18 protein-coding genes and 1 tRNA gene are annotated in these 23,735 nt (G+C 70.8%); 3 read left to right on the forward strand and 16 right to left on the reverse strand.

The window, feature by feature from the left end; translation table 11 throughout:
- Positions 1–10: 10 nt before the first annotated feature.
- Positions 11–1,342 carry a D-amino acid dehydrogenase gene (locus tag LGR64_RS25825; protein WP_034397938.1) on the forward strand — a complete coding sequence of 444 codons (1,332 nt, stop codon included), beginning with the start codon at positions 11–13 and terminating at the stop codon, positions 1,340–1,342.
- 50 nt (positions 1,343–1,392) lie between these two features.
- On the opposite strand, the gene LGR64_RS25830 is transcribed toward LGR64_RS25825, so the two are convergent.
- The 4 genes from LGR64_RS25830 to LGR64_RS25845 form a co-directional block, all read right to left on the reverse strand.
- On the reverse strand, positions 1,393–2,628 hold the full coding sequence (locus tag LGR64_RS25830; protein WP_034397936.1) for an FIST signal transduction protein: 1,236 nt from the start codon (positions 2,626–2,628) through the stop codon (positions 1,393–1,395).
- Between the two features lie 76 nt (positions 2,629–2,704).
- Positions 2,705–3,661, reverse strand: a complete 957-nt coding sequence (locus tag LGR64_RS25835; protein WP_141832692.1) for a PhaM family polyhydroxyalkanoate granule multifunctional regulatory protein — start codon at positions 3,659–3,661, stop codon at positions 2,705–2,707.
- A 142-nt stretch (positions 3,662–3,803) separates the two neighbouring features.
- Entirely contained in the window at positions 3,804–4,316 is a 513-nt protein-coding gene (locus LGR64_RS25840; RefSeq protein WP_013800288.1) for a copper chaperone PCu(A)C, read from the reverse strand.
- A 96-nt stretch (positions 4,317–4,412) separates the two neighbouring features.
- Positions 4,413–4,772, reverse strand: coding sequence for a hypothetical protein (locus LGR64_RS25845; RefSeq protein ID WP_013800287.1), 360 nt, complete (start codon positions 4,770–4,772; stop codon positions 4,413–4,415).
- A 119-nt stretch (positions 4,773–4,891) separates the two neighbouring features.
- Here LGR64_RS25845 and LGR64_RS25850 point away from each other — a divergent pair, with 119 nt between their 5' ends.
- Positions 4,892–5,554, forward strand: a complete 663-nt coding sequence (locus LGR64_RS25850; RefSeq protein WP_012202455.1) for a glutathione S-transferase family protein — start codon at positions 4,892–4,894, stop codon at positions 5,552–5,554.
- Positions 5,555–5,572: 18 nt separating this feature from the next.
- Here the strand turns inward: LGR64_RS25850 and recD are convergent, their stop codons facing one another.
- From recD to LGR64_RS25880, 6 genes are all read right to left on the reverse strand, one after another.
- A complete protein-coding gene (recD, locus tag LGR64_RS25855) occupies positions 5,573–7,768 on the reverse strand; it encodes an exodeoxyribonuclease V subunit alpha (RefSeq protein WP_141832694.1) in 2,196 nt (731 codons plus the stop codon).
- Entirely contained in the window at positions 7,765–11,622 is a 3,858-nt protein-coding gene (gene recB / locus LGR64_RS25860) for an exodeoxyribonuclease V subunit beta (protein ID WP_141832696.1), read from the reverse strand. The genes recD and recB overlap by 4 nt, the downstream gene beginning before the upstream one ends.
- Positions 11,619–15,143, reverse strand: a complete 3,525-nt coding sequence (recC, locus tag LGR64_RS25865) for an exodeoxyribonuclease V subunit gamma (protein ID WP_141832698.1) — start codon at positions 15,141–15,143, stop codon at positions 11,619–11,621. Before recC ends, recB begins: the two co-directional genes overlap by 4 nt.
- 70 nt (positions 15,144–15,213) lie before the next feature.
- Positions 15,214–15,666 (reverse strand): CopD family copper resistance protein, encoded by a 453-nt coding sequence (locus LGR64_RS25870; RefSeq protein WP_141832700.1) that lies wholly within the window; start codon positions 15,664–15,666, stop codon positions 15,214–15,216.
- Positions 15,663–16,109, reverse strand: a complete 447-nt coding sequence (locus LGR64_RS25875; protein ID WP_071953766.1) for an RrF2 family transcriptional regulator — start codon at positions 16,107–16,109, stop codon at positions 15,663–15,665. Before LGR64_RS25875 ends, LGR64_RS25870 begins: the two co-directional genes overlap by 4 nt.
- A 13-nt stretch (positions 16,110–16,122) precedes the next feature.
- The gene (locus LGR64_RS25880; RefSeq protein ID WP_230357319.1) at positions 16,123–17,319 is read right to left on the reverse strand and encodes an NnrS family protein; all 1,197 of its coding nucleotides are present in this window, start codon (positions 17,317–17,319) and stop codon (positions 16,123–16,125) included.
- Positions 17,320–17,438: 119 nt separating this feature from the next.
- Here LGR64_RS25880 and LGR64_RS25885 point away from each other — a divergent pair, with 119 nt between their 5' ends.
- Positions 17,439–17,768: a cupin domain-containing protein gene (locus tag LGR64_RS25885; protein ID WP_012202449.1), complete on the forward strand. Its 330-nt coding sequence runs from the start codon at positions 17,439–17,441 to the stop codon at positions 17,766–17,768.
- Between the two features lie 101 nt (positions 17,769–17,869).
- Here the strand turns inward: LGR64_RS25885 and LGR64_RS25890 are convergent.
- The 6 genes from LGR64_RS25890 to LGR64_RS25915 all read right to left on the reverse strand — a co-directional run bounded on the left by LGR64_RS25890 (position 17,870) and on the right by LGR64_RS25915 (position 23,709).
- A tRNA-Phe gene (locus tag LGR64_RS25890) sits at positions 17,870–17,945 on the reverse strand.
- Positions 17,946–18,011: 66 nt separating this feature from the next.
- Positions 18,012–18,683 (reverse strand): response regulator, encoded by a 672-nt coding sequence (locus tag LGR64_RS25895; RefSeq protein ID WP_012202448.1) that lies wholly within the window; start codon positions 18,681–18,683, stop codon positions 18,012–18,014.
- Between the two features lie 41 nt (positions 18,684–18,724).
- On the reverse strand, positions 18,725–21,067 hold the full coding sequence (locus LGR64_RS25900) for a sensor histidine kinase (protein ID WP_043824543.1): 2,343 nt from the start codon (positions 21,065–21,067) through the stop codon (positions 18,725–18,727).
- A complete protein-coding gene (locus tag LGR64_RS25905; RefSeq protein ID WP_231890591.1) occupies positions 21,064–21,747 on the reverse strand; it encodes a DUF4390 domain-containing protein in 684 nt (227 codons plus the stop codon). Before LGR64_RS25905 ends, LGR64_RS25900 begins: the two co-directional genes overlap by 4 nt.
- Positions 21,692–23,089: a 16S rRNA (cytosine(967)-C(5))-methyltransferase RsmB gene (gene rsmB / locus LGR64_RS25910; protein ID WP_034397918.1), complete on the reverse strand. Its 1,398-nt coding sequence runs from the start codon at positions 23,087–23,089 to the stop codon at positions 21,692–21,694. The genes LGR64_RS25905 and rsmB overlap by 56 nt, the downstream gene beginning before the upstream one ends.
- On the reverse strand, positions 23,086–23,709 hold the full coding sequence (locus LGR64_RS25915) for a LemA family protein (RefSeq protein WP_141832704.1): 624 nt from the start codon (positions 23,707–23,709) through the stop codon (positions 23,086–23,088). Before LGR64_RS25915 ends, rsmB begins: the two co-directional genes overlap by 4 nt.
- Positions 23,710–23,735: the final 26 nt, after the last annotated feature.

Raw genomic sequence — 23,735 nt, forward strand, 5'->3', positions numbered from 1 at the left:
GGGCATTGTCATGCGCGTCATCGTTCTCGGAGCCGGCCTGATCGGCACCGCCTCGGCCTACTATCTGCAATCTCTCGGTCATGAAGTGACCGTCATCGACCGCCAGGCTGCGCCCGGCGCCGAAACCAGCTTTGCCAACGGCGGGCAGATCTCGGTCAGCCACGCCGAACCCTGGGCCAACCCCGGCGCACCGCTGAAGTTGCTGGGCTGGCTGGGCCGTCAGGATGCCCCCCTGCTGTTCCGCCTGCGCGCCGACATGCGCCAGTGGCTCTGGGGCCTGTCCTTCCTGCGCAACTGCACGCCCGCGCGCACGCGCCACAACATCCAGCAGATCGTTCGCCTGGGCACCTACAGCCGCGAGGCCCTGCAGCAGCTGCGGTCGGACACCGGCATCCAGTACGAGCAGCGCATGCAGGGCATCCTGCACTTCTACACGAACGCCCGCGAGTTCGAGGGCGCGCTCAAGCCCACCGAGCAGATGCAGGCCCTGGGCTGCGACCGCCGCCTGATCGACGCCGACGAAGCCGTGCGCCTGGAGCCGGCCCTGGCCCATGTGCGCGGGCAGATAGCGGGCGCCACCTATACGGCCGAGGATGAATCGGGCGACGCCAATCTCTTCACGCGCGAGCTGGCACGCATTGCCACCACCACGGGCGTGCAGTTCCGCCACGGCCACCACGTCATGGCGCTGCGCACCACGGGCGCAGGCGCCAGCCGCCATATCGACCATGTGGAAGTGACCAATGCCGATGGCCGCTACGAACGCATCCAGGGCGACGCCTATGTGCTGGCCATGGGCTCGTTCAGCCCGCTGCTGGCCCAGCCGCTGGGGTTGCGCCTGCCCATCTACCCGGCCAAGGGCTACTCCGTGACCCTGCCGGTGCTGGACCCCGCCAAGGCCTACCAGGTCAGCCTCACGGACGATGAGTTCAAGCTGGTGTTCTCGCGCTACACGGGCGCGCAAGGCGACCGCCTGCGCATTGCGGGCACGGCCGAGTTCAACGGCTACGACCGCAACCTGGACCCCGTGCGCTGCGAGGCCATCGTGCGGCGCGTGCAGCAGCTGTTCCCCGGCGCTGGCGATACCGAACGCGCGCAATTTTGGAGCGGCCTGCGCCCCGCCACGCCCAGCAATGTGCCGCTGATCGGACGCTCACCCATCGCCAACCTGTTCCTGAACACCGGCCACGGCACGCTGGGCTGGACCCATGCCTGCGGCTCCGGCATGGCGCTGGCCGACCTGGTCAGCGGCAGGCAGCCGGCCGTGGATTTCGATTTTCTGGGAGCTGCAGCCATGGACCCGGATCGCAGCGCAGGCACGGTGCGCCCGCGCGCGGTCTGAGGTGCAGACGGTGTGTACCGTGTGTACGGCGTATACGGTGTGTACGACGCCTAAGCAGTGAACACCGTCAACACCCCGGCGAAGCGGTGCAGGCGGGCATCCATGATCTCGGCTTCGGCGACGAAGCCGATCAATGGCACATCGCCCAGTGCGTGGCGCAGGGTGCGCAGTTCGGCATCGGGGCCGCCGAACAGGCCGCCGCCGCGGCCCCGGCAACTGATGTAGATGGCGCCACGGATGCGGGGCTGTGCCTCGCCTTCGGGCGCCGCCTCCTCGGGCTCCGCCGCATCGCGCAGCGCAGCGCCCAGTTGCAGCAGTTCCTGGCGCGCGACCTGGGCCTGGCGGCGGCAGAAGATCACCGAATGCCCGGCCTCCACGGCCGATGACAGGGCCACGCCCTGGCGCAGCGGGTCCAGCCCGACCAGGGTCAGTACCTGGGCCTCTTCGGTGAGCACGCCGTGGGCCATGCCCCGGCCCGGCGGCGCAATGGCCGCCAGCGTGCTGCGCACCGTGGTCAGCGCGGGCTGCCAGTCGCTGCCTTCCAGCTCCACGCCCAGCAGTTGCAGCAGGCGCTGCAAGGCCGGATCGCCATTGAGCCCGGTGACCAGGGCGCCGCGCGCCTCGGTGATCTCCAGGCCCTCGCCCAGCGGCACGCAGCCCTGGGCCATGCCCGTGATGCAGGGCACGCCCGCACCGAAGGCCACGCCCGAGAAGCCTCCGCTAAAAATGCCGCGCGCATCCGCATGCTGCGCATGCAGGTCCTCGGTGCGGCAGGCGATCTGCACGCCCTCCACGCCATCGTCCCCGTCATCGCCCACGCCGCCGAACAGCAGGCCGGACTCGGTGCGCTCGGACAGCTCGTACAGCAACTCGGCCAGCTCGGGCTGGCCGCCTCCGGCATGGACCAGGGCCGAATGGGCCGTGAACCCGGCCTCCCCGCCCGGCGCATGCAAGGGCGCCAGGCCCGAATACAGGCGGTAGTGCGCGGCCGGCACATCGAGCAGCATTACCGCGAGCGCGGAGCCGGACAGGTATTCATGGGACATGGCCAGCACGCCACCGGCCGAACAGCCAGCCCAGTCCGCCACATGGGGCAAGGCCCTGGCCAGATGCTGCAGCAGCGGCCTTGCATGGGCGGCATGCGCGTGGGACAGGTACACCAGGCCCAGTCGAGGGCGCTGCGCATGGCCCGGATCGGCCATCTGCGAGCGCAGTTGCAGCAGCACCGCATCGGCCGCGGCGCGCCAGTCGGAATGGCTGGCATGGCCTACAGGAAACAACGACATTCCAACCTTCTTTCTAGCCCTGCCAGCGCCCGGCTTGCGGAGGGCTCTAGACCATCCATGGGTGCCGCCGTCCCGCTCAGCGCGGTGGCCGGCTCTTGGCCGGCGCCTTGCCTGCGGCCGGTGCCTTGGCTGTTGTCTTTGCGGTGGTCTTTGCCGCCGTCTTCCTGGCCGCTGCCTTGGCTGGCGCTTTGGCTGGAGCCTTGGCTGGCGCTTTCGCAGGCGCCTTGGCGGCTCCGGCCGGGGCCTTGGCCGCCGGTGCAGCCGCCTTGCCTGCCTGCGCGGCGAAGGCGCCAGCCTGGGCCGTCATGCGGTCCATGGCGGCCTTGGCGATGTCGCCGGCCATGCCAGTGGCGCGCTGTGCGGCAGCCACGGCCTCGGGGGCCATGGGCTCGGCCATGGCCTTGGCGGCGATCTGCTGGAATTGCTGGGTCAGTGCGCCCCACCATTGCATGGCCTGGCCCATGGCGGCGGCCTGGGCCGGCTCGTCCCTGGGCGCAGAAGCTTCAGCGCCGGAGGCCTTGCTGCCGGCATCCGCGGATGCAGCGGCCGCAGCAGCTGCAGGCGGCTCGGCAGGGGGCTGTGCGGGCGCGGCCTGCGGCTTTTCCTGCTTGCCGGCCTTGCCGGCGGAGGACATGGGCCAGTCCGAGTGGTCGGACTGCCCCGCGCTGGCGGCGCCTTTGCCCGCAGTGGCTGCAGCAGCGGTGGCGGCTGCAGCGGCGGGAAACTGGAAGGCCTGCGCCAGTTCGCCCATGCTGACGTTCATGCCCTGCAGGGTGGACAGCGTCATGCGCTGCACTTCCAGGGCCTGGATGGTGGCGGCCAGCGCCTTGCCATTTTGGTCCAGCCAGAACTGCACGGCCTTGAGTTCGGTGATGCGCTTGTCCACCTCCTCGATGCTCACCGTGGGCGCCACCCATTCGGGCAGGCGCCCCAGGGGCCGGGCCGTGGCCGATCCCGCGCTCTGGGCCAGGCCCTGCAGGAAGTCGAAACCGGGGATGAACTTGCCGAAACCGAAGGAGGACGCGTCACTCATGGCAGCACTCGCTAGGACTGGGTTGGAAGAGCATGCCGGCGAAGGATGCCGGCCATGCTCCCAGCTTAACCCAGGCACACGCCAAGTCCACGGCAAGTCATGCGCATGCGGCTGCGCACAAACCCGGTGCAATGGCGCCGGCTCAGTGCGAATGGCCGGCGTGGCCGCCGCCGTGGCCCGCTGCCGGGGCAGCCGCCGCGCCAGGCGCCATGGCGCGCACGGGGACCTGCAGGCTCAGGCGCGAGGTTTCGCCCTTGGCATCCTTGAACACCAGGGTGATGGGCACCTGGCTGTCCTTGAGCAGCGGGCTCTTGAGCTGCTGCAGCATGACGTGGTAGCCGCCGGGCTTCAGGTCCACGGCCACGCCCTTGGGCAGGTCCAGGCCGTCGATGGCGCGCATGCGCATCACATCGCCTTCCATCTTCATTTCATGCACCTCGGCCACGCCGGCGGCGGGCGACTCCACGCCCACCAGGCGCAGCGGCTCCTCGGCCGTCAGGCGCATGAAGGCGCCCGTGGCCTGCTGGCCCGGCACGCTGGCACGCGCCCAGGCGGCGTCGGCCTTGACGTGGGCCGCATCGGCATGGGCATGGGCCAGACCCATGGACAGGGAGGCGGCGATCAGGAAAGGGGTGGTCCATTGACGCAGTGTCATCACGGTTTCTCCAGAAAATTCAATACGTTGCAGCACGGTCTGTGTGCCTTGCAAAAACAAAAGCCAAGCGAAAGAGGCAGGGATTGAAATGGGGAGTCACCGGGGCGGGGCGCGGGCCTGCGGCAAGGCCGGCATGGCCACGCTGTGGACGGAGGCCGGGTGCGCCCGTGGCTGCGCATCTGCCATCAGCGGTGCCGGGGCCGCACTGCACCGGGCGGGCGGCGGCGCCAGCGGGGGCAGGCACAGCGGGCAGTCGATGCCGTGGCTGCCGGCAAGGGCATTGTCCTGACCGGCCGGCGATGGCACCCAGACCGATTCGCCAGCGGCCGAGCACAGGCGCTCCCAGCCCGAGGCACGCGCCAGCGGCGCAAACGCCGATGCCAGCGCCACGCACAGCCACAGCCCCAGCACCCAGCGGGCGCAGGCAGCCAAGGTGGAGGGCAGGCGAAGCGGCATGGCGCCATTCTAGGGGTCTGCCCCAGTCGTCATCTCCGGGACCGCGCCATGCCCTGCCCGCCCCTACCATCACAGGCGCGCACCCTCGCCTTCACCACAAACAACCCAAGGAGACACCCATGCTCACCCTGTGCGGATTCGCGGCCAGCAACTACTACAACAAGGTCAAGCTGGCCCTGCTGGAAAAGCAGCTGCCCTTCAACGAGGAACTGGACTGGCTGGGCGAGACCGACATGGCACTGTCGCCGCTGGGCAAGGTGCCGTACCTGCGCATCGACGACGGCCGGGGCCTGTGCGAGTCGGCCGCCATGGTCGAGTACGTGGAGACGCTGTCGCCCTCGCCGGCCCTGCTGCCGGCCGACGCCTTCGAGGCCGCCAAGGTGCGCGAGCTGTGCGTGTACCTGGACCTGCACCTGGAGCTGGTGGCGCGCATCCTCTACCCGCAGGCCTTCTTCGGCGGCCAGGTCAGCGACTCCACCCGGGAGCGCACGCTGGCCCAGCTCGACAAGAACGTGGCGGCCTTCGCCAAGCTCGCGCGTTTCTCACCCTTTGTGGCGGGCGACAGCTTCACGCTGGCCGACTGCTGCGCCATCGTCCATCTGCCCCTGGTCAGCGCGGCCAGCAAGATCGTTGGCGGGCGCGACGTGCTGGCCGACCTGCCCGTGCGCGAGTACCTGGCGCGCATGGCCGAGCGGCCCACGGTGCAGCAGGTCAATGCCGACCGCAAGACCAATACGGCGCTGATGATGTCCCGCTACGCCAGCGACAAGACTCCGGCCTGAGCCACCGCCCTGCCCGCCTCAGTCCTGCAGCCAGCGCAGCAGCCCGCTGGCGCGCTGCGTGGGGCTGCCAACGGCCGAGGCCAGCAGGCCCGGCACCTCGGAGAACAGCGAGAAGGCCTGGCGGGCGCGCGTGATGCCGGTGTAGACCAGCTCGCGCCCCAGCACGCTGCCACCGCGCGAGGGCAGCACCAGGGCCGTGTGCTCGAACTCCGAGCCCTGGCTCTTGTGCACCGTCATGGCGAAGGCGGTCTCCACATGGGCCAGGCGGCTGACACCGACCGAGCGCAGCTCGTCACCCTGCAGGAAGTACACGCGCAGCGGCTGCCCGGGCCCGCCCTGCGGGCCCCCCTGTGACCCGCCATGCGACCCACCCGGCAGCGCAATGCCGATGTCACCGTTGAACACGCCCAGCTGCGCATCGTTGCGCGTGACCATGACGGGCCGGCCCGCATACCATTCGCCGCTGCGGCGGATCGCGCCCTGCGCTTCCAGGGCCTGCTCCACCGCCCGGTTGAGGCCGGACACGCCCCAGTCCCCCTCGCGCACGGCGCACAGCAGCCGGAAACGCTCGAAGGCCTGCAGCACATCGACCACCCAGGCCCGGTGCGCGGCCTCGTAGTCGCCGTCCGCAGCCGGCCTGTTTTGCAGCGCCCTGGCATACAGCGCATAGCTGGCCAGGCCGCCGCGCCCGCGCACGGCCAGTTCGGTCACGGCCTGCACGCCGCCGCCCTGGCGCTCCCAGAGTTCGGAGTGCGTACCGCCTTGCGTGCCGGCATCGAGCAAGGCCTGGGCCTGCGCGGCGTGGCCGGCATTCACGGCGCGCGCCAACTGGCCGATGGGACCACCGAAGCGCCGGCTCTCGCGCAGCATGACGGTGTGCTGCGCAAGAGCCGGAGGCCGGTCGCCTGCCGGCGCCGCGAACTGCGGCGGTACCGCCTGGCCGGCCACGCGCAGCGCGTAGTCCAGCGTGTCCGGCAGGTAGCGTCCGGCCTGGGCATCGCGGCACAGGTCGCCCAGCACGGCGCCCGCCTCCACCGATGCCAGCTGGTCCTTGTCGCCCAGCAGCACCAGGCGGGCGCCGGACGGCAGTGCCTCCAGCAGCGCCGCCATCATCTCCAGGTGGACCATGGAGGCCTCATCGACGATGAGCACGTCCACGTCCAGCTGCCGGCCCGCATGGAATCCCCAGTGCCGCGTATCGGGCCGCGCGCCCAGCATGGAGTGCAGGGTGCGCGCCGCGCCCATGCGCTGCACCAGGCCCGCCAGGTCGATCTCGCCGCCCATGCTGCCCTGCAATTGCAGCAAGGCCCCGTCAATCGATTGCTTCAGGCGCGCAGCCGCCTTGCCCGTGGGCGCGGCCAGGGCCACGCGCAGCTGGCCGGCGTCGGGCGCCGTGGCAAACAGCAGGGCCAGCAGCCGAGCGGCGGTATAGGTCTTGCCGGTGCCGGGGCCGCCCGTGATCACCGACAGCCGGCCGCGCAGCGCCAGCGCGCAGGCCAGCTTCTGCCAGTCCACGGGGCCGCCCTCCGCCGCAGGCGGGAACAGGCGGTCCAGCCAGTGGCGGGCCAGGACTTCGTCCAGCGGCTGGCCGGCCACGGCCTGCGCCGCCGTGCGCTGGATGACATGGGTGGCCACGGCGCGCTCGTAGTCCCAGTAGCGGCGCAGGTACAGCAGCGGCGCGGGGCCGTCGGCACCGGCCAGCACCAGGGGCTGTCCAAGGTCCTCGCCGCCATCCTGGCCCGCGTCGCCGACCACGCGCACCACGGGGCTGGCACCCAGCGCCGCCACCCAGCCGGACAGGCGCGCAGGCAGCATCTGCCACAGGGCCTGCTGCGCGGGCAGCGCCTCGGCCGGCCAGGCCAGCACGTCGTTGGGGTGGCCGGCCAGCGGTGCCAGGGGCAGGCAGCTGTGGCCGCGCCCCTCCATCTGCGCCAGCAGTGCGGCGGCCACCAGCAAGGCGGGCCCGGCCTGCGCATCCTGCCCGGCGACGAAGGAGGCCAGCGCCGCATCCAGGCGCCGCAGCAGGCCGGCATCGGCCCAGCGGCGCAGCAGGGCCAGCACTTCATTGGTGTCTGGCGGCACGGCGCCCGGCGGTTTGCCGCCCAGCGATGCGTCGCCCGGCGAGTCGTCGCCCGGCGGTTCGCCGCCCGGCCGTTCGTCGAACAGGTCCAGCGTGGCCGTATCGACGGCCCGCAAACGGGGGCGCGGGCTCATGGCGGCTCCTGCATATCGGCGCGGCCGGGGCCGAGCAGTTCATCAAGCGCATCGAGCAGGGGCAGCTCGGGCGCCATGGCATGCATGCCACCGGCCGGGCCATCGATGCCGCGCAGAAAGTAGTACAGCGCGCCGCCCAGCTGGCGCTGCGGCTCGTAGGCCGTGCCCAGGCGGCTGCGCAGCAGCCGGTGCAGGGCCAGCAGGTAGAGCGCGGCCTGCACGTCGTAGCGGTGGTGAAGCATGGCGCGGGCCAGGGCCTCCTGGCCATATGCGGCGCCGTCCGGGCCCAGGTGGTTGCTCTTGTAGTCAAGCACCCAGTAGCGGCCCTCGTGGCAGAACACCAGGTCGGCAAAGCCCATGAGCATGCCGTGCAGCGAGCGCTGGGGCAGCGCAGGCCGCTCCTGCCCCGGCAGGATGAAGCGCCGGCACAGCTGGTCGATGCGCTCGGCCGGCAGCTGGCGCGCGGGCAGCCAGAACTCCATCTCGGACAGTTGCGGGCCCAGCGTGGCCAGCGTGACATCGAGCGGCGCCAGCGGCTGGTGGACCACGGCCGTGAGCCAGGCCAGCAGGTCGCGCGCCTGCTCGCCACGGCCCGCGCGCTCGCAGCGGCGCACCAGGCGATCAGCGAGCGCACCCTGGCCGTCCACGGGTAGGGCAAAGTCTTCGCCGCCCAGCCATTCCAGCTGGTCGTGCACGAAGTTGCCGACCACGGGGCCGCGCAGAAAGCGGTGCCAGACCACAGGCCCGCCGGCCGGTCCATCCTGCAGGGGCTGCAGGCCCGCCAGGCCGGCCACGCCGGCAATGTCCGCCAGTTCCGGCGATGGCGGCGGCTCCAGCGCCTGCTCATCCTCGGCCGGGCGCTGCACGGCCACGGGCAGCACGGGCAGGCTGGGCGCGGCCATGGCACGCACCAGGGCCGAGAAGCTGCCGATGCCCCAGCGGGTGTCGAAGCGCGCGTCGTAGGCCGGGGCATCGTGCAGCGGGGTGGCGCCAGCCGGGGGCTGCCAGCGCGTGCGCTGCAGTGGCCCGGCATCCAGGTCGCGCCAGGCCATGTGCGGGTCTTCGCCGCACAGCTGCTGCAGGCCGTCGCGCCAGCCCTGGGCCGAGCGCGGCTCGGTGCCGCCCAGCAGGTAGCCGGCTGCGCCCTGCTCATTCACGCAGGCCTTGCCGTTGCCGCGCTTGAGCGGGGCCAGGCCCAGCCACAGCGCATGGCGCGGGCGGGTGAGCGCTACGTAGAACAGGCGCAGGTCCTCGCGCAGCCGCTCGCGGTCGGCCTGGGCCAAGTCCTCGTCGCTGAAGTCCAGCAGCAGCCTGCGGGCCGGGGCGGCATCGTCTCCCACCCCATCCTGCGCTGACAGGGTCAGGAAGGGCGTTCTGGCCCGCTCCATGGGGCGGAAGCTGCCTGCAAACGGCAGGCAGACCAGCGGGTATTCCAGGCCCTTGCTCTTGTGCACGGTGACGATCTTGACCAGGTCGGCATCGCTTTCCAGGCGCACCACCTGCTCTTCGCTGCCGCTGCCCGGCGTCTCGATCTGGGTGGCCAGCCAGCGGATCAGGGCCTGCTCGCCCTCCAGCTGGGCGCTGGCGGTCTGCAGCAGCTCGGCCAGGTGCAGGTAGTTGGTCAGGCGCCGCTCGCCGCCCATGGCCGGGTCCTGCAGCCAGCGCACGGGCAGGTCCAGCCGGTACAGGGTCTGGCGCAGCATGGCCAGCACGCCCAGGCGCAGCCAGATGCTGTGCAGTTCGCGCAGCTGCTCGCTGCGCACGTCAAAGGCTTCCTCGTCGGCGGCCAGCCAGGCCAGCTCGTCCAGCGACAGGCCGATGAGCCGCGTGGCCAGGCCCGCGCGCACGGCCTGGGCATCCAGCGGCGCGGCGACGGCGCGCAGCCAGTACAGCAGGTCATGGGCCTCGTCGCTGGCGAACACCGAATCCTGGTCCGACAGGTAGACCGAGGCCACGGCGCGCGCCTGCAGTTCTCGGCGCACGGCGGCCGCCTCTCGGCCCGTGCGCACCAGCACGGCGATGTCGGCAGGCCGCAGGCGCACAAGGCGGCCATCGGGCTGCACAAAGCCGGCCTGCGGGTCGGCCAGCCACTGCACGATCTGCTCGGCGCAATGGGCCGCAAAGCGGCGCCGCACCTCGTCGGCCGACAAAGGCAGGGGAATGCCGGTGTCCTCGTCGCGGCCCGCACTCCAGGCCACGGTGAGGGCGGGCATGGCGCCGTCGCGCGTGTGCAGCAGCTCGCGCCGGCCCTGGGCGGCCACGGGCTCGAACGGCAGCGGGTTGTGGCTGCCGCGCCGAAACATGAAGGCGCCCTCGCCCGGCCGCTGCTCGGCCTGCGCGAACCAATGGTTGACGGCGCCCACCAGTGCCTGGGTGGATCGGTAGTTGGTGCCCAGCACGTAGTGGCGGCCCTCGGTGGCGCGGCGCGCCTGCAGGTAGCTGTGGATGTCGGCGCCGCGAAAGCCGTAGATGGACTGCTTGGGGTCGCCGATCAGCAGCAGGGCGCTGTGCGGGTCGTTGGCCGCCGTGCGGTAGATCTGGTCGAACAGGCGGTACTGCAGCGGCGAGGTGTCCTGGAATTCATCGATCAGCGCCACCGGGTACTGGGCCAGGATGCGCTCGCGCAGCACGGCGCCGTTGTCGCCGGCCAGGGCCGTGTCCAGGCGCTGCAGCATGTCGGCAAAGCCGAAGCTGCCGGCCTGGCGCTTGAGGTGGGCCAGCCGCTGCGCCACGCGCGCGGCCGCATGCAGGCGCACGGCCACGCTGACGGGCGGCAATTGCTCCAGTTGCACCAGCAGCGCCTGCAGCTCGTCCAGCTCCAGCGGCATGAGCACATCGCCGGCCGATCCCTTGAACGCCTCGGCCAGGCCCTCGGGGCTGAGGCGGTGGCGCGCGGCCTCGGTCAGCGCCAGCGGACCGTCCAGCGGCGCGCGCGACCAGTCGGCCAGCGCGGCCAGCCAGCCGGTGTAGCGCGCGGGCTGCAGCTTGCGCTTGTCCCACAGCGCGCCATGGCCGTCGAGCTGTCCATCCAGCCACAGCTGCAGGCGCTGTGCCTTGTCGTCCCAGCCGGCCGCCAGGGCCAGCAGGCGGCTGCGGCGCTGCTCCATGGCGCGCTGCAGGCAGTCGGCCAGGCTGCCCTCGCCCGCGCCGGGCACAGGGGGCTCGCGCAGCAGGGCGCGCATGTCATCGACCAGGGCGCCGACGTGGGGCCAGATCTTCAGGACCTCGTCCAGCAACTCGTCGGACAGCGGGTAGCACTGCTGGCGCCAATAGTCCTGCGCGGCCTCGGTCTGGCGCTGGCTTTCGTCGGGCTCCAGCGTTTCATCGAAGAGGTTGCCGCTGTCGAAGGCATGCTCGCGCAGCATGCGCTGGCACCAGGCGTCGATGGTGTGGATGGCCGCGTCGTCCATGCATTCGGCCGCCATGGCCAGGCGCCAGGCCGCGCGTTCACGGGCCGCGCCTTCGGGGTAGGCCTCGCGCAGCGCGTGCAGGAAGGCGTCTTGGGGCGCGGGCTCGGCCTCGCCGCGAAAGCACTGCACGGCCTCGATCAGGCGCTTGCGTATGCGGTCTGACAGCTCGCGCGTGGCCGCGCGCGTGAAGGTCATGACGAGGATGTCGGGCGGCATCAGCGGGCGCTCGAAGGCCGTGCTGCTGATGCCGTCCAGGCTGCCCTCGCCATGCCCCAGCACCAGTCGCAGGTAGAGCGCGGCGATGGTCCAGGTCTTGCCGGTGCCGGCGCTGGCCTCGATCAGGCGGCTGCCCCACAGCGGGAAGCGCTGTGCGTCGAGCACATGGCTGGTCACGTCGCCGTCCACATCGCCGGTCACGGCGCCGATCATTTCGCTCGCGCTCATTGCGCCTCCCCCTGGTACGGCAGGACCTGCACCTGCGCGGCCACCCAGTCGAGCAGCGGCGCGTGAGCGGCATGGGCCAGGGCCTCGAAACGGCCATCGGCGCTCAGGCGTTCGAAGTCCGGGTAGCAGCGGGCCCAGGACGGGTCCTCGCCTTCGCCGCCGACCAGATGACCACCCTCATAGGCCTGCTGTGCCGCAGCGGGAAAGCCTTCGGCCATGGCCAGGCCGCTGCGCAGCGGCAGGGGCAGCGGGCCGTTCTGGCCTTCGCGCCACAGGGCCATCAATTCACGCAGCCGTGCCAGCGCGTCGGAAGGGTCCATGGGCAGCACCTGCACCAGGCCGTCGCGCGCCACCACGCGCAACTCGGCCTGTGAGCCGCTGGCGGCCAGCGCCAGGCTGCGCAGGTAGACCGGCATGAGCTTGTCGGCATGGGGCCTGCCCTTGGCATTGAGCAGGTTGCGCGGGTCCAGCAGCAGCCAGCACTGTGCGTCGTCCGCATCGGGGGGCTCTTCGGTTTCGCAGGACTGGCGCAGCCCGTCGATCCAGTCGTCGAACACCAGGCCATCGTCCTCGATCAGCAGCCGCCTGCGCGGCGCGGGATGGGCATACCGATCCAGTTGCTGGCGCCAGGCCCGCAGCGAAGGCGTGACCGAGGACTGCAGCGCCCGCGCGCCGCGCTCGCCCAGCCCCGCCAGCGGCAGCCGCCCCGAGCGCGTGAGGCGCGCCACGGCCGCTCGCACGCTGTCTTCCATGGCCTGGGGCGCCTGCCCGGGCTCGTCCAGGCCGGCCGCCACCTGCTGCTGCAACTGCTGCACCAGCAGGTATTCGGTCAGGCCGTCGAGCTGGAACAGTTCCTCGTCCACCACGGGGTTGTCCTCCTGCTCGAAGCGCACCTGCAGGCGCTGGCGCAGGTAGGCGCGCGCCGGGTGGCGCAGGAAATCGGTGAGCCGGGCCAGCGTCAGCGGCGCCGAGGCGTCGGGGACAAAGGGCGGGCGCGGCTGCGCGGGCAGCGGAGGCAACGCGTCCGTGCCGTCCGACTGCGCATGCGCGGCCCGCCATTCGCGCGCATAGGTGGTCCAGGGCGAGCCTTCTTCGAAATAGCGGCGACTGAAGGGCTGCAGCGGATGCTGCTGCGTGCGCTGCGCCAGCAGCGGCTGGCCGCCTTCGCCGCGCCAACCTGTCTCCAGGTAGTCGCGCAGCTGGGAGACCAGGACCGAGGGCGGCTGCTCGCTGTTGTCGCGCACATGGTGGCCGGTCCAGCTGATGTAGAGCGCGCGGCGTGCGGACAGCAGGGCTTCGAGCATGAGCTGGCGGTCATCGTCGCGGCGCGCGCGGTCGCCGGGGCGCTGCTGGCCGGGCAGCGCCATCAGGTCGAAGTCGCTGCGCGTGGCGCGGCGCGGATAGTCGCCATCGTTCATGCCCAGCAGGCAGACCACCTCGAAGGGAATGGCCCGCATGGGCATCAGCGTGCAAAAGGTCACGCCACCGGCGCGAAAGCGCTGCGACAGCGAGGGCTGCTCCAGCGCCTGCATCCAGGCCTCCTGGGCCACGCCCAGTTCCACGGCGTCCGCATAGCCGGCCTGCTCGCAGGCGCGCTGCCAGTCCGTGAGGGCGGCGTCCAGCGCGGCCAGCATGGCCTCGTCCTCATCGTCCTGCGCCTTGAAGAAGTCCTGCAGCAGTGCGCGAAAGCGCTGCGCCCAGACCTCGGGCGTGGCGGGCCGCCCGGCCTCGCGCCACCAGGCCAGCATGCGCTCCAGCAGCGCAGCCAGCACGCCGGCCAGCTCGGCCGACAGGCCGCCCACTTCGTCATAGGGCTCGATGCCGCCAAAGGCCTGGCCGTCCTGCGCCACGCCGCCGGCATAGCCCAGCAGCATGCGCTGCAGGCCGAACCAGGCGCTGTTGTGCTCGCCGCAGGCCTGCAGGCCCAGGGCGCCGCGCTGCGGCGCATTGAGTCCCCAGCGGATGCCGGCCCCGGCCATCCAGCGCGTGAGCTGGGGCAGGTCGTCGGCCGCCAGCCCCATGCGCGCGGCAATCGCGGGGACGTCCAGCAGGTCGCACAGCTCGCTGAGCCGGCAGCGCTGCTGGGGCAGGCGCAGCAGCCATTGCAGGGCCACGGCCAGCGGGCTGCTGGCGCGCGCACCCAGGTCGGCGATGTCGAAGGGAATGTGGCGCGGGTCATGGCGGCCGTACTGGCCGAAGACCGCACGTATCGAGGGCGCTGCCGTCTCTATGGACGGAAGCATGACCACCACGTCACGCGGGGTCAGCGGCGCTTGCCCTGGCTGGGCAGGATCCGGTGGCCGGGCCAGCATCTGCAGCAGCTGGTCGTGCAGCACCTCCAGTTCGCGCACCACGCTGTGGGCGCTGTGAAAGACGATGGAACGATCGGCCCGCGCCACCTCCAGCGGCGGGTGCTCGGCCAGCGGCACCAGGTCGCGGATGCGCTGCTGTACCTGGGCCAGCAGCGGCGCGGTGCGCAGGTCCTCGGCATCGGTTTCGTCGAACAGGTCCACGCGCGGCATCTGCAGCTGCGCGGCGGCACCCGTGGTGTCGAAGGCGTCGAGCTGGCGCACATAGTCGCGGCTTTGCCGGCCCCAGGCGGCCAGCAGCGGATGGGCGTGGGCATGCATGGCCTCCAGCGGCAGCTGCGCCAGATCGCGCCCGCCGCGCAGCGGCTGGCGGCGCCGCGCCATGCGCAGCAGCTCGCGCCCGTCGATGGCGTCGGCCCAATGGAAGCGGCAGGGATTGGGCACGGCCAGCAGCACCTGGCTGTGGCGGGCGATGGCCGCCAGGAATTCCAGCAGGCTCAGCGGCAACTGGCTGATGCCGAACACCACCACGCGGCGTGCCAGCGGCGCGGCCGGCGCCTCGCCGGACTGCAGCGCGGCCAGCACCCTGCCCTGCAGGCGCGCGCGCGTGGCGCCGCGCTGGTCCTCGTCCAGCTCGGCCAGCACGGCGCGCCACAGGCGCGGCTGCCACTGCTGGCCTTCGGGCACCGGGGCGTCCGCCACACCAGGGCGCAAGGGCATGGGCAGCACGTCATGCCCGGCCTCCCAGGCATCCAGCCAGTCGGCGCGGTAGATCTGGTATTGGTCGAAAAGGTCGGCCAGGCGCTGGGCCAACTGCAGCAGCCGCTCGGGCTCGCCGGGGCGCAGAAAGCCTGCAATGGGGGCGAACGCCGGGTCATGAAGGCACTGCGGCAGCAGGCGCATGAGCCGCCAGGTCATGGGCGTCTTGTCCAGGGGCGATTCGCGCGGCACGGCCTGGCGGCCCAGCACCTGGCGGTAGCTGCGCCACACAAAGCGCGCGGGCAGTTCCACGCGCGCGGCGGCGCACACGCCCAGCTGCTCGGCCATGCGCATCTTGAACCACTCGGCCATGCCGTTGCTCTGCACCAGCACCACCTCGGGCTCCAGCACATCCAGCGGGTGCGCAGCCAGCCATGCCAGCACCGTGTCGGCCAGCACCTCCGTCTGATTCCCGTGCAGGGCGATCAAGCCCGGCTGCCAATGCGATGCCACCTCTGCGCCCCCGTGCTCCAAGCCATGCGAGCAGCGAGCTTAACGCGGGCAGGGCCTGCCTGCAGACTGATTACCAGTGCAGGTAGAACATGGCCTTGGCCAGCAGCACGATGGCCAGCACGTGGCAGAACACGCTCAGGTGCAAGCGGTGCGAGCGGCGCCCGCCAAGCACACCGCGCCGGCGCCACCACATGGCCGCCAGGAAATGCCCGAACACGCTGAGCGCCAGCACGATCTTGAGCGCCAGCAGCAGGCCGAAGCTGCTGGCCAGCGGAGCGGCAAAGGCGGCAGCCAATGCCGAGCGGTGCTGCCAGGCCAGCCCCAGCCCCGCGCCGTACAGCACCATCAGCACCCAGGGCATGACGGCGACCGCGCGGTCGCCCAGCGCCTGCTCGGTGACGCGCGCCACGGCAGCGGGCAGGTGGCGGCGCGCCCCGGCCAGCAGCACGACTTCGAAGAACACCGTGCCTGCAAAGGCAATGGCCGCCAGCAGGTGCAGGGTCAGCAGCAGTCCGTAGCTCATGCGCGGCTCCTGTGCGGCAGGGGCAGCGGCAGGGATGCGGGAGCCGGCAGCAGATCGGCCAGCGTGAAGCCGTCCAGATGGGCCATGAAGCTGTCCAGCGCCCCGCCCAGCACGCCGGCCAGCCGGCAGTCCTGCGCAAGCGTGCAGGCAGGCGGGCTGGTGCCCGTGAAGCATTCGACGATGGCAAGGTCCGGCTCCATGCCGCGCACCACGTCGCCCAGGCCGATGTCGGCCGGCGCATGGGCCAGGCGCATGCCGCCGCCCTTGCCCCGCACGGTCACGATCCAGCCGCGCAGCGCCAACTGGTGCGTGACCTTCATGAGGTGGGCTTCGGAGATGGCATGGGCCTGGGCGATCTCGGCAATCGTGCACAGCCGCCCGGGGTGGCGCGCCACATGCATGAGCAGGCGCAGCGCGTAGTCGGTCATCAGGGTCAGGCGCATGGCAGGCCTGCGATCATGCCTGCCGGTCGGCACGCGGGCGCACCAGCAGCGGGGCGAAACGCCACAGGTACAGCGCAAAGGCCAATACCCAGGCTGCGGCCGAGGCATGCAGCGCCGCCAGCGACAGCGCCGTGGGCAGCAGGGCCGCCAGGCGCAGCACGGCAGCGGCAATGACCAGGGCATAGGCGGCGACCATGCTGCGGTCGGTGCGCAGCGGCAGGCCCAGGTGGCCCATCGACGTCCGTGTGCACATGCCGATGATGAGCAGGGCAAAGCCGCCCGCACCGATCACATGCACGGGCCAGGCGGGGCGCAGCACCCAACCGGCCGCATGCGCGCCGGCCACCAGCAGGCCCGCACCCAGCGCCGCGTGGCCCAGGTAGAGAATCCACAGCAGCGGCACGCGGCGCACGGCCTGGGGCTTCCAGGCCAGCACCTGCCACAGGGCGATCAGGCCGGCCACGGCCAGGCCGGCGGCCAGGCCCGGCCACCAGCCCGCCAGCAGGCAGGCGATGGCCACCACGCCCGCGCCCAGCTGCCACTGGCCGCTGGCCGTGTGCATGGGGATCTGCAGGCCGGACACGGCGCGCATGGCGAAGAAGGGAATCACGCGCCGCGCGATCAGCAGCGCAATCACGGCCATGCACAGCAGGCCTGCGTTGAAGCGCTGCATGAGCGCGCCGTAGTCGCCCTGCCAGATGGACCACAGGTACAGCGCGTCGGCCGTGCCCAGGCCGGCCAGCAGCAGGGGCAGCCCGTAGTTGCGCCGGCTGCGCGCGGCATGGATGGCGCGGCCCAGCGCCAGCGCGGCCCAGGCAAAGAAGGCGGTCTCGCACAGCGCAGCCACGGCAAAGGCCTGCGGCCCGGGCAGCAGAAAGCCCGCACGGGCGATCAGCCACAGCAGGCACAGCGCGCCCAGCGCCCGGCCCTGCAGCGGATTGCGTCCCGTCCAGTTGCTGCCCGCCGTGAACAGAAAGCCTACGGCGATGGTGGCCACGAAGGCCCACAGCATCTCGTGCGCATGCCAGAACACGCCGGGCATGCGACCGGTGATCCTCTGCGGCGCATGGACCCACAGCGCCACCGACAGCGCGGCCCAGAGGCAGCCCAGCAGGTACAGCGGCCGAAATCCCAATTCGAGGAATACCTTCCATTGCGGCGCCGGCTCCCGGGTTCTCAGGGGTTCCTCCAGCTCCATCCATTGCGCCATGATGTGCACTCCTTCCGGCCCGCTGCGCCTGCATAAGATGCATCCAGCGTACATCTTCAAGTGCACAGGCGAGGCGGCGGCGCAACCACCTTCTGATCCACATCAAGCAGGAGCCAAGCATGGCACTCGAACACGCAAAGCCACTGGAGGTCATCGCCCTGCACGCCCGCGACGGCATGCCCATCAGCACCAGCCTGATCCGAACGCCGAAGCTGCAACTGCTGCGCCTGGTGCTGCCACCGGGCCATGCCCTGCCCAGCCATCAGGTCCCCGGCGAGGCCACCATCCACTGCCTGGCGGGCGAGGCCGGCATTGCCACGCGCCTGGCAAGCCTGCGGCTGGTGGCCGGCTCGGTGGTGCTGGTGCCTGCCGGCGAGCTGCACGATGTGCACGCGCGCGGCGACCAGGGCTGCGTGCTGTTGGTGACGATTGCGGGCGCGAACGACTGAAGGCGGCCGCAGCCGGCGCACAGGCAGGATCACGCATTGCCTGAGGCACAAAGAAAAACGGACCGCTTCTTGCGAAGCAGTCCGTAATTTTTTACTGAATTTGGTGGCCTGGGACGGAATCGAACCGCCGACACAAGGATTTTCAATCCTCTGCTCTACCGACTGAGCTACCGGGCCGAGAACTAGATTATATGCAGGATTTTTTGACCCAAAAACGAAAAAGCCAAAATTCCTTCAAAAAGTCTATCCGCGCTTGTTGCGGCCCAGGTCCACGCCCAGCTGGCGCAGCTTGCGGTACAGGTGGGTGCGCTCCAGGCCGGTCTTCTCGGCCACGCGTGTCATGGAGCCGCCTTCGCGTGCCAGGTGGAATTCGAAGTAGGCCTTCTCGAAGCCGTCGCGCGCCTCGCGCAGCGGGCGGTCCAGGTCGAACCCCTGGTGTGCATGCGGCACGTTGTTGTCCACCGGCACGCGGCTGGCCGCAGGCGTGACCACGGCCGCAGTGTCCGGCTCGACCACCGCCACGGGCGCTGCAGCCGGTGCCTGGCTGGCGGCGTTGCGCGCCAGGCCCTGCTCCACAGCCTTGAGCAGCTTTTGCATGGTGATGGGTTTTTCGAGAAAGGACAGCGCACCGATGCGCGTGGCCTCCACGGCCGTCTCGATGGTGGCGTGACCGCTCATCATGATCACGGGCATGGTCAGCAGACCTGCCGAGGCCCATTCCTTGAGCAGCGATACGCCATCGGTGTCGGGCATCCAGATGTCGAGAAGCACGAGGTCGTAGGTGTTGGAGGCGCGCGCCGAGCGTGCCTGACCGGCGTTCTCGGCCACGTCCACACTATGACCTTCGTCGTTGAGGATTTCCGACAACAAATCCCGGATCCCCAGTTCGTCGTCGACCACCAGTATGTTTGCCATGTGTCTTAAGCCTATGTGCTGAGGCGCGGGGGGCGTCAGGCCTATCCCGTACGCTCAGGCGCAAATGATAGCGACACTTGCGCACCTTGAATCACCCCGTCGTCTTCCCTGTTGCCCAGGTCGATGCGGGCGCCATGCTCGTCTGCGATTTTCTTGACCACGGCCAGGCCCAGGCCGGTGCCTCGCACCTTGGTCGTGACGTAGGGCTCGAAGGCCCGTTGAAGGATGTTGGCGGCGAAGCCCGTGCCGCTGTCACTGATGCTCAGGCGCACGCGGCGCGCGGACTCGTTCCAGCGCGTCTCTATGGTCACGGGGCCGGGGGGCTGGCCGCTTTCCTGCGCGCGCTGGGCCGTGGCGTCCTGGGCATTCTGCAAAAGATTGTGAATGACCTGCCGCAGCTGCTGGCCATCGCCGGAAATCGGCGGGCATTGCGGGTCCAGCACGCAGTCCACGCGCACTTCGGCGTTCTCTTCCCCATACAGCTGTAGCACATCGGTGACCAGCGCGTTAAGGTCCAGCGACTGCAGGTTGGCGGCGGGAAGGCGCGCGTAGTCGCGGAATTCATCGACCAGGCGCTTCATGGCGCCGACCTGATCGACGATGGTCTTGACGGACTTGGCCAGCAGCGCCTGCTCTGCAGGCTGCAGCTTGTCGGTCAGCCGCATGGCCATGCGCTCGGCCGACAGCTGGATGGGCGTGAGCGGGTTCTTGATCTCGTGGGCCACGCGGCGCGCCACCTCGCCCCAGGCCTGAGCACGCTGGGCCGAGACGATTTCCGAGATGTCGTCGAAGACCAGCAGGCGCTGCGCATCGGGCAGTTCCGCACCGCGCATGACCAGGGTGGTGGTGTGCTGGATGACGCCGCCGTCGGTGGAGGCATGCAGCTCATGCACTAGTTGCCAGCGATCGCGCCCCTGCTCGCCCAGGAAGAGCGCGAACTGCTCCTGCACGACTTCGCCGAACTGCTCCAGCCCCGGCACCTGGGACAGCAGCCGGCCTTCATGGACGGCCATGGGCGCGCGCAATATGCGCGTGGCGCCGGGATTGCTCAGCACGATGGCGCCCCGCGCATCCAGCACGATGACGCCCGAGGTGAGGTTGTCGAGGATGGTCTGCAGGTTGCCGCGTGCGGCATCGAGCTGGCCCATGCTGCGGTTGGCTTCGGCACGGGCGTCGGCCAGTTGCTGGGTCATGAGCGCAAAGGAGCGCGTGAGCCCGCCGATCTCGTCGCGCGTCTGCAGCGCCGGCTTGGGCCGCAGGTCGCCGCGCGCCACGTCGCGCATGCCCTGGGCCAGCAGCAGCAGCGGCCTGGCCAGCTGGTTGCCCAGCACGATGGCCAGCACCACGGCGCCGAAGACGGCCAGGAACAGGCTGAGCGTGAGCGTGCCTATGTACATGCGCTGCAGGCCACCGCGTGCCAGCGCGCGCTCCTGGTATTCGCGGTTGGCTGCCTGCACGGCCAGGGCATTGGTCACCAGGGCCTGCGGCAGTGCAATGGTGGCCTGCAGGTAGCGCGGCTCGGTCAGCAGGCCCACGCTGGGGTTGGGCACCAGGGCCAGGGTGCGGACCTGGGCCCCGGGCGCGGTGGCGCCGGGCTGGGCCATGCCGTCGTCGTCCAGGCCTTCGATGCTGGCCACGGCGCGCTGCTCGCGCAGCGAGCGCAGCATTTGCGCGCTGGGGCGTTCGGGCTGCAGGTTGAAGCGCGACTGGCCCACGCTGGCGATGGCGCGCAGGCCCGCAAGGTCGCCGCCGCGGGTGGTCTGCGTCGGGCCCATGACGGCGAGCTCCGATGCACTCCACAGCACGACATCGGTGGCACCCAACTGGTCGCGCACGCGCTCCAGGATCAGCGCGGCGCCGGCATCGGAGACCTGGGACAGCTGGGCGCCTGCGGTGCGCGTGTTGTTGGCCATGTCATTGGCCACGGTCTCCAGCGTGGCACTGGCCAGGCTGACGCCGGCCGACAGCGCGCCCTCGACCTGCACATCGAACCAGCTTTCGATGGAGCGCGAGACGAACTGGTAGGAGACGATGTAGATCAGCAGGCCCGGCACCAGGCCCACCAGCGTGAAGATGCCGGCCAGCTTGAGCAGCAGGCGGCTGCCGAAGCGCCCGCGCTGCAGCCGGATGGCCAGGCGGATGCCGCCCCAGGCCAGGATGGCCAGCAGCAGGCCGGCCACGACCACGTTGGCGGCGAACAGCCAGTTGTAGTTGCGCTCGTAGTCCAGGCGGTTGTTGGTGGCCAGGGTGAGCAGGAACAGCAGCAGCACGCCGACCAGACCCATGAGGCCGGCGCCCACGCCCACGGCCCAGCGCGTGCCGCGCGACAGGCCGGCCGAGGCCGGCAGGGCCACGCGTTCGTCGTCGGCTGAGGCCCTGCTCATGGCGCGTCTTCCAGCATCTGGGTGCGCGACAGCTGCAGGTTCCAGCCCGAGCGGCCCAGCGCGCCGATCTGCAGCGGCCTGGGCAGCTGGGACAGGTCGATGCGAAAGCGCAGTTGCACCGATACGCCCGATTGCGTGGGCGCCGTGTCCATGATCTTCCAGCGCGAGATGCGCTGCATGGAGGCCAGCGCATCGTCCAGGCTTTCGAAGGTCTGGCCCAGCGCCAGCCCCAGGCCGCTGCTGGAGAACGGGGTGCTGGAGATGTGCAGGCGCCAGCGGCGCGTCAGCGGCTGGTGGCTGAGGCGGTAGTGGCGGCTGGCGGTGGCCAGTTGCTGATCGGACCAGTACCAGCGCTCGCGCTGGATCTGGGCATCGGCCACGAAGTACATGGGGATGCCCTGGCGCAGCGCATCGTCGATCTGGTAGGGCAGCTCGAAATGGAGGTTGGCCGACAGCAGCAGGCCGTCGTCGGAGCGATCGAGCTGCATGGGGCCGATCTCGGCCGTCAGGGCATCGGCCCTGGCCTGCAGGCCCAGGCCCGCCAGCACGCCGGCCAGCAAAAGCGCCCCGGCCAGCCGCGCCAGCAGGCGCAGCCAGGCTGGCGACCAGGCCCGATGGGGGGGGTCAGCGCGTCTTTTGCAGCAAGGCGTAGAAGAAACCGTCGTGGTCACCCAAAGCATTGTCAGCCAGCATGCCGGCTTTATCGGCTTTGCCCGGGATTAAATGCCCCGGTGCCGCCAGGGTTCGCGCCTCACTGTTGCGTGTAACAAACGCTTGAACCTGGGCCTCGCCCTCTTCCCTGAAGACCGAGCAGGTGCAGTAGAGCAGGCGCCCGCCGGGCTGCAGCAGGGGCCACAGGGTGTCGAGCAGGCGCGCCTGGATCTCGGCCAGCTGGCGCACATCGCTTTCGCGGCGCAGCCAGCGCACGTCGGGCTGGCGCCGCACGATGCCCGAGGCCGTGCAGGGCGCGTCCAGCAAGATGGCGTCGAACCGCTGGCCGCCGCATTGCGCATCGAACCACTGGTCGGGCCGGGATGCATCGGCCACCACCACGCGGGCCTGCAGGCGCAGCCGCCCCAGCGTGTCCGCGATGCGCGCGGCGCGCTCGGCATCTATCTCCAGCGCCGTGACCTCCAGGGTCTGCGGGGCTGCGTACTCCAGCAGGTGGGCCGTCTTGCCGCCCGGGGCGGCGCAGGCATCGAGCACGCGCAGCGCGCGGCCGGCGGGCTGCTCCAGTCCCTGCAGCAGCAGCGGCGCGGCCAGTTGCGCGGCCGCATCCTGCACCGAGGCCAGGCCTTCGTCGAAGCCCGGCAGGGATTGCACCGGCAGGGCCTGCTGCAGTTGCAGGCCGCTGTCGGCCACGGCCAGGGAAGGCACGTCCATGGCCTGCAGCGCTGCCTGGTAGGACTGGCGGTCCGTTTGTTGGCGGTTGACGCGCAGCGTCATCGGCGGCTGTTCATTGTTGGCCTGCAGGATGGCTTGCCAATGATCGGGATGGTCCTTGCGCAGGCGGGCGATCCACCAGGCCGGGTGGTTCCAGACGGCCTGCGGCTGGTCGTCGGTGGCGGCGACCAGGGCATCGCGCTCGCGCAGGAAGCGGCGCAGGCAGGCATTGATGAAGCCGGACTGGGCGCGCGTCGGCCCCTGCTTGGCAGCCTCCACCGTCTGGTTGACCAGGGTGAATGGTGGGTACGGTGCCCGGGACTCATCCCAGGCCAGGGCCAGGGCCGTGTTCAGCAATGCGCTGACGCGCGGCGGCGGGTTGCGCGAGGCCAGCTGCTTTTGCAGCGCCTGGGCACGGCCCAACTGGCGCAGCACCTGGAACAGCAGCGCCTGGACGCCGGGGCGCAGCGGCTGCGCCACGCGCGCCAGCACGCTGCGGCTGGACTGGCCTTCAAGCACGGACTGCAGGCATTGGGCGACGGCGTCGAGCTGCTGCCAAAGAGGAGGTGCGGCCGGTGCGGCATGCGCCTGCGAGGGCGCCGCAGCGCGGCGCGGGGAAGAATGCGTGCGTTGGTTCATGTTCCACTTTCCTGTGCCTTGCTGGCGACAGGCTCGACCAGCAGGCTGCGCACCGGGCGAAAGCCCAGCAGCCAGGCCAGCAGCCTGGCCGGATATTGCGCAATGGCGGCGTTGTAGCGCTCGGCCGCGGCGTTGAATTGCTGCAGTCCCAGGCGGTTGCGCACCTGGTGCTCGGTCCAGCGCTGCTGCCAGGGCTGCAGCGGATCGGGGTCCGGCGATGGGGCATCTGATGGCGCAGCGCCAGTGCCAGCGGCGCCGGTGTCAACGGCGACCTTGGTCATGGCCTGCCAGGCCACGTCCAGCGCCGAACAGGCGTGCTCCAGCGAGGCCAGCGCGGCCTCGCGCAGCGGCCGGCCACGGGCATCGACCAGGGCCGCCTGCAGCTGTGCGGCGGTCTGGTGCAGTGCGGCCTGGGCATGCACAAGGGCGGGGCTTTGGCCTTCAGCCTTGGGCTGGGCCTCGAAGGCCTGCAGCATGGCATGCCACTGGCCCAGGTGCGCATCGAGCGCTCCGAACTGCTGCACGCAGCCGCTGCGCAGCCGGGCCAGCCGGTTGTATGCGCCGACGGCCCAGAACACCAGCAGTGCCAGCAGCATCCATTCAAGAGACAAGGACCACATCGTCTGCAATGGCCCCGCCGGAGGAG

Source organism: Delftia sp. Lp-1, from assembly GCF_020523835.1.
Lineage (GTDB): Bacteria > Pseudomonadota > Gammaproteobacteria > Burkholderiales > Burkholderiaceae_C > Comamonas > Comamonas acidovorans.